Below are 4,766 nucleotides of genomic sequence, written 5' to 3'. Positions count from 1 at the left end.
GGGATCGTCACCGAGAGGCCGCCGCCATAGGCGGGCTTGGACAGGCGCCAGGGACGCTCGGCGCGGGCGCGGATCGCCTCGGAGGGGCGCAGGCGGCGCAGGGAGCCGTCCTCCAGCACTTCCTCCACGGTGAGGAAGCCGTAGACCTGCAGGCGCGAGGCGGTGAGCTTGCTGTCGCGGTCGCCGGCCGCGACGGTGAGGCTGCCGGTGGCGTAGACCGCGTCCATCAGGGCGCGCTGCTCGCTGCGGCGCTGGGCCTGGCCCTCCCGCACCCCTGCCCGCGCGGCGGCCCCCACGGCGGCGATGCGGCGGAAGGGGACGACATTGTCCATCGCCGTCGAGACGCAACCCATACGCATCACCCTAATGCCGTGACCCGATCACCGGCCGGGTGGCGGAGCCCGCAGGCGCCGTCCCGGTGATCGCGACAATTCGACGATCGGGTTTAATCTTTGGTGAGCGATGCCGGCAGCAGAGGCGCCGTTCCTGCCCCGATCCGGTACGCGAACGAGTCACGGCCCAGCGGATTGACGCCGGACCGATCCTCGGAAATCCTGGGTCCGGAGCCACCGGAACCGGGGCGACGGGTCGGGGGCTCGAGGGATGCGGGGCAGGGTTCTGGCGGTCGCGGGGGCCTCCGCGGCCGGGATCATCGCGAGCGAGGACGGGCGCCGCTACCGCTACGGCCTGCCGGACCTGCGCAGCGCCGCGCCGCAGGCGGGCCAGGACGTGGACTTCCAGCCCGGCGCCGACGAGGCCCGCGAGGTCTACCTGATTCCCGGCAGTATGCCCGTCGTGGTCCAGGGCCCGAAGCGCGACTGGGTCGCCTTCTACATGAGCCCCAACGGACGGGTCGGACGCAGCGATTACTGGCTCTACGGCTTTCTGGTGCTGATGGCCGTCAACGTCGTCGTGGGCTGGATTCCCCTGATCGGGCAGGTCGTCAGCCTCGTGGCCGCATGGTCGGGCCTCGCGCTGATGATCAAGCGCTGCCACGACGTGGACCGCTCCGGCTGGTGGGGCTTCCTGCCCCTGGTGCCGCTGCTGCTCGCGGTGGTCGGCGGAATCGTCGCGGCGCTCGCGACCAACGGCGCGCCGGGCTACGCCGTCGCCGGCGTGTTCGGCCTCCTCTGGTTCGGGGCCTCGATCTGGGTCGTCGTCGCGATCCTGGCACGCCGGGGCGATGCCGGCCCCAACCGCTTCGGACCGCCGCCGGTCACGGAGCTTTAACGAACGCTCCGGGCAAAGAATGTCCGCCCTCGCCATTGACGATGTCCCGTAGCGGGGCTAGAAGCGCGCCACTTCGGTCGGCCTGGGGCTGCTGACGGTCTGGAGCGAGGCTCCGCAACCGTCGCTACCGCGTCAGTCGGGCACCGAGGGCTCACATCGCCTGACGTTTCGTCAGATCAGTAGGTACGAGCGCGCCTGTACCGGGAGTGCTCCTCTGCCGACAGCGCGCCGCGGGTCCTGACCGACCCATGGCGCATATTCGTTTTGCGGCTTCCCTTCCAGGCGGCCGCAGCCGGTCCCGACCAGGGGCCATAGTGACGGTTCACGGGGTCGCGTCGAGCGATCCGGAGGAAGAGGGCACAGGATGCCGACGATCAACCAGCTGATCGCGCAGCCGCGGAAGATCCAGCGGAGCCGCAACAAGGTGCCGGCGCTGAACGCCTGCCCGCAGAAGCGCGGCGTCTGCACCCGCGTCTACACCACGACCCCGAAGAAGCCGAACTCGGCGCTCCGCAAGGTCGCCAAGGTGCGGCTCACCAACGGCTTCGAGGTGATCGGCTACATCCCGGGCGAGGGCCACAACCTTCAGGAGCACTCCGTGGTGATGATCCGCGGTGGCCGCGTGAAGGATCTGCCGGGCGTGCGCTACCACATCCTGCGCGGCGTGCTCGACACCCAGGGCGTCAAGAACCGCAAGCAGCGCCGCTCCAAGTACGGCGCCAAGCGTCCGAAGTAGTTTTTTGGTACTTTGCGTTGGGTTTCCACTGCCCGGTAAGGATGTCGCCGGCTTCGAAAGAAGCTCAAGGCGGCCTGCGCCGGGTGCTTAAGAACGATTTTCTGAGAGTCCGAACCGATGTCCCGTCGCCATTCCGCCGAGAAGCGTGAGATCATCCCCGACCCGAAATACGGGGATATCGTCCTGACCAAGTTCATGAATTCGATCATGTACGAGGGCAAGAAGTCCACCGCCGAGCGGATCGTCTACGGCGCCTTCGACCTGGTCGAGAACCGCGCCCGCGCCAACCCGATCGAGGTGTTCCGCACCGCGCTCGACAACGTCGCCCCGATGATCGAGGTCCGTTCCCGCCGCGTCGGCGGCGCGACCTACCAGGTTCCCGTCGAGGTCCGCACCGAGCGCCGCCAGGCCCTGGCGATCCGCTGGCTGATCCAGGCCGCCCGCTCGCGCAACGACCGCACCATGGTCGAGCGCCTCTCGGCCGAACTCCTCGACGCCGCCAACAACCGCGGCAACGCCGTCAAGAAGCGGGAAGACACGCACCGGATGGCGGAAGCCAACCGCGCCTTCTCGCACTACCGCTGGTAAGCGGTCCCGGCCCCCATTCAGGAGCACCCCGATGCCCCGCACGCACGCGATCGAGGACTACCGCAACTTCGGCATCATGGCCCACATCGATGCCGGCAAGACCACGACGACCGAGCGGATTCTGTACTACACCGGAAAGTCCCACAAGATCGGCGAAGTCCATGAGGGCGCCGCCACGATGGACTGGATGGAGCAGGAGCAGGAGCGCGGCATCACCATCACGTCGGCGGCAACGACCTGCTTCTGGCGCGAGAAGCGCCTGAACATCATCGACACCCCCGGCCACGTGGACTTCACCATCGAGGTCGAGCGCTCCCTGCGCGTGCTCGACGGCGCCGTCTGCGTGCTCGACGGCAACCAGGGCGTCGAGCCCCAGACCGAGACTGTCTGGCGTCAGGCCGACAAGTACGACGTGCCGCGCGTCGTGTTCGTCAACAAGATGGACAAGATCGGCGCCGACTTCTTCAAGTGCGTGGCCGACATCATCCTGCGCGTCGCCGGCAAGCCGGTGTGCCTGCAGCTGCCGATCGGCGCCGAGAACACCTTCCGGGGCGTGGTCGACCTGATCAAGATGAAGGCCATCGTCTGGTCGGGCGAGGCGCTCGGCGCCAACTACGACGAGGAGGAGATCCCGGCCGACCTCCAGGATCAGGCGGTGGAATACCGCACCAAGATGATCGAGGCCTGCGTCGAGCTCGACGACGACGCCATGACCGCCTACCTCGACGGCGTGGAGCCGGACCAGGAGACCCTGCGCAAGCTGGTGCGCAAGGCCGTGCAGCTGCGCGCCTTCCATCCCGTGCTCTGCGGCTCGGCCTTCAAGAACAAGGGCGTGCAGCCCCTCCTCGACGCCGTCGTGGACTACCTGCCTTCGCCCGCCGACCGCGGCGAGATCAAGGGCATCGACTTCAAGACCGAGGAAGAGACCGTCCGTCACCCGACCGACAGCGATCCCTTCTCCATGCTCGCCTTCAAGATCATGGACGACCCCCACGTCGGCACGATCACCTTCTGCCGGGTCTATTCCGGCAAGGTCGAGTCGGGCGCCAACGTGCTCAACTCGTCCCGCGACAAGAAGGAGCGCGTCGGCCGCATGCTCCTGATGCACGCCAACAACCGCGAGGACGTGAAGGAAGCGTTCGCCGGCGACATCGTCGCGCTGGCCGGCCTCAAGGACACCCGCACCGGCGACACCCTGTCGGACCCGGTCAAGGTCGTGATCCTGGAGAAGATGGAGTTCCCCGAGCCGGTCATCGAGATCGCCGTGGAGCCGAAGTCGAAGGCTGATCAGGAGAAGCTCGGCATCGCCCTGGCCAAGCTCGCCGCGGAGGACCCGTCCTTCCGCGTCTCCACCGACCAGGAGTCGGGCCAGACCATCCTGCGCGGGATGGGCGAGCTCCACCTCGACATCAAGGTCGACATCCTGCGCCGCACCTACAAGGTCGACGCCAATATCGGCCAGCCGCAGGTGGCCTACCGCGAGAAGCTGACCCGGCGCACCGAGATCGACTACACCCACAAGAAGCAGACCGGCGGCACCGGTCAGTTCGCCCGCGTCAAGTTCGTGGTCGAACCGAACGAACCCGGAAAGGGCTTCGAGTTCAACTCGAAGGTCATCGGCGGCGCGGTGCCGAAGGAATACATCCCCGGCGTCGAGAAGGGCCTCAACTCGGTCCTGGGCGCGGGCATCCTGGCCGGCTTCCCCGTGGTCGACATCAAGGTGGAGCTGATCGACGGCGCCTACCACGACGTCGACTCCTCGGCGCTCGCCTTCGAGATCGCCTCCCGCGCGGCGCTCCGCGAAGCCCTCCAGAAGGGCGGCTCGGTGCTGCTTGAGCCGGTGATGAAGGTCGAGGTCGTCTCGCCGGAAGAGTATACCGGCTCGGTCATCGGCGACCTCAACTCCCGCCGCGGCCAGATCCAGGGCCAGGACATGCGCGGCAACGCCAACGTCATCAACGCGATGGTGCCGCTGGCCAACATGTTCGGGTACGTGAACCAGCTGCGGTCCTTCAGCCAGGGCCGCGCCAACTTCACGATGCAGTTCGACCACTACGAGGAAGTGCCGCGCGGCGAGGCCGACAAGGTCATCGCCAAGTACGCCTAGGGCGTACTCTGTCATCGCTAAGTACGCCTAAGGCGTGCCGGTCCGTTTCTCGTCCATCCCATTGATCTGATCTTACGGAGGCTCTCATGGCCAAGGAAAAGTTCG

The 4,766-nt window shown here is 67.3% G+C and carries 5 protein-coding genes; 4 read left to right on the top strand and 1 reads right to left on the bottom strand.

Annotated elements, in window-relative coordinates:
- Positions 1-353 (bottom strand): hypothetical protein (locus tag COGEMETH_RS19070; RefSeq protein WP_238184182.1); only part of this gene is annotated, 353 nt, incomplete at its 3' end.
- A gap of 250 nt (positions 354-603) precedes the next feature.
- Here COGEMETH_RS19070 and COGEMETH_RS19065 point away from each other — a divergent pair.
- From COGEMETH_RS19065 to fusA, 4 genes are all read left to right on the top strand, one after another.
- On the top strand, positions 604-1,230 hold the full coding sequence (locus tag COGEMETH_RS19065) for a DUF805 domain-containing protein (protein WP_238184181.1): 627 nt from the start codon (positions 604-606) through the stop codon (positions 1,228-1,230).
- A gap of 364 nt (positions 1,231-1,594) precedes the next feature.
- Positions 1,595-1,966, top strand: coding sequence for a 30S ribosomal protein S12 (rpsL, locus tag COGEMETH_RS19060; protein WP_066927123.1), 372 nt, complete (start codon positions 1,595-1,597; stop codon positions 1,964-1,966).
- A 117-nt stretch (positions 1,967-2,083) separates the two neighbouring features.
- Positions 2,084-2,554, top strand: coding sequence for a 30S ribosomal protein S7 (gene rpsG / locus COGEMETH_RS19055; RefSeq protein WP_238184180.1), 471 nt, complete (start codon positions 2,084-2,086; stop codon positions 2,552-2,554).
- 31 nt (positions 2,555-2,585) lie between these two features.
- Complete coding sequence (fusA, locus tag COGEMETH_RS19050) at positions 2,586-4,661, top strand: elongation factor G (protein ID WP_238184179.1); 2,076 nt, start codon at positions 2,586-2,588, stop codon at positions 4,659-4,661.
- Positions 4,662-4,766: the final 105 nt, after the last annotated feature.

The sequence above is a fragment of the Methylobacterium trifolii genome, assembly GCF_022179685.1.
Taxonomy (GTDB): domain Bacteria; phylum Pseudomonadota; class Alphaproteobacteria; order Rhizobiales; family Beijerinckiaceae; genus Methylobacterium; species Methylobacterium trifolii.
This window is presented reverse-complemented; position numbering and strand designations above follow the sequence as displayed.

Excerpts from the sequence above, each read along its gene's own strand:
- COGEMETH_RS19065 (WP_238184181.1), top strand. The coding sequence starts at position 604 with ATGCGGGGCAGGGTTCTGGCGGTCGCGGGGGCCTCCGCGGCCGGGATC.
- rpsL (WP_066927123.1), top strand. The coding sequence starts at position 1,595 with ATGCCGACGATCAACCAGCTGATCGCGCAGCCGCGGAAGATCCAGCGG.
- rpsG (WP_238184180.1), top strand. The coding sequence starts at position 2,084 with ATGTCCCGTCGCCATTCCGCCGAGAAGCGTGAGATCATCCCCGACCCG.
- fusA (WP_238184179.1), top strand. The coding sequence starts at position 2,586 with ATGCCCCGCACGCACGCGATCGAGGACTACCGCAACTTCGGCATCATG.